Here is a 754-nt window from a genome sequence, read left to right as displayed (position 1 = left end):
GATGGCGCGGGCTGAGGGGTGTCCGAAGCGGACGATGCGTTGTTTGTTGCCCTTGCCGGTGACGAGGAGTTCGCGGCGCATCAGGTCCAGGTCGCTGCGGTCCGTCTCTTGGGGGTCGTAGGTGATGCCGGCGAGTTCGGACAGGCGCAGGCCGGTCGCCTTGAAGAGGGTGAGGATGGCGTAGTCCCGGCGCTGGGTGAACGCCTTCCCCTCGCAGTGCTTGAGGAGCGTGGTGAGTTCCTCGTCGGTGAAGACGGGGACGATCTTCTCGCCGACGGATGGCGGGCGGAGCTTGGCCATGGGGTTGGGGAGTTCTTCGTCGGTGGACCACCACTTGAAGAATTGCTGCAGTGCCCGGTGCTGGTTGTTGGCGTAGCTGTCGGAGTAGGAGTCGAGCAGCCAGACCGTCCAGGCGCGGACGTCGTCGGGGGTGACCTCGTCCCAGTCGGAATGCTGGGTGTTGTGGTGGAGGTGTTCGGCGGCGAACCATTGTGCTGCTTCGGTGTAGGTTCGGACCGTTTTGGGAGATTTGCCCTCGGCGTTGAGGTGGAGGGTGAACGAGTTGATCGCGGGTTGGAAGGCGCCTGCTCGGAGGTCCTTCGGTCGCCGCGTACGCGCGGTACCCATTGGAGTGAAGTTTTCCTCTGTTCAAGCGGTGTACACCGTCGGTGATCAATCCGTTATCGGTGTTTCCGCTGGTCAGAGGACCAGGTGGGCAGGGGCGGGGTCGAACCGCCGACCTTCCGCTTTTCAG

The 754-nt window shown here is 63.5% G+C and carries 1 protein-coding gene; it reads right to left on the bottom strand.

The window, feature by feature from the left end; all coding sequences use genetic code 11:
- A partial coding sequence (locus E1291_RS41555) for a tyrosine-type recombinase/integrase (RefSeq protein ID WP_131743493.1) occupies window positions 1-627 on the bottom strand: 627 nt, incomplete at its 3' end.
- Window positions 628-754: the final 127 nt, after the last annotated feature.

Source organism: Actinomadura roseirufa, from assembly GCF_900659635.1.
Lineage (GTDB): Bacteria > Actinomycetota > Actinomycetes > Streptosporangiales > Streptosporangiaceae > Spirillospora > Spirillospora roseirufa.
Note: the sequence above shows the minus strand (reverse complement) of the source record. Positions and strands in the feature narration are given on the sequence as shown.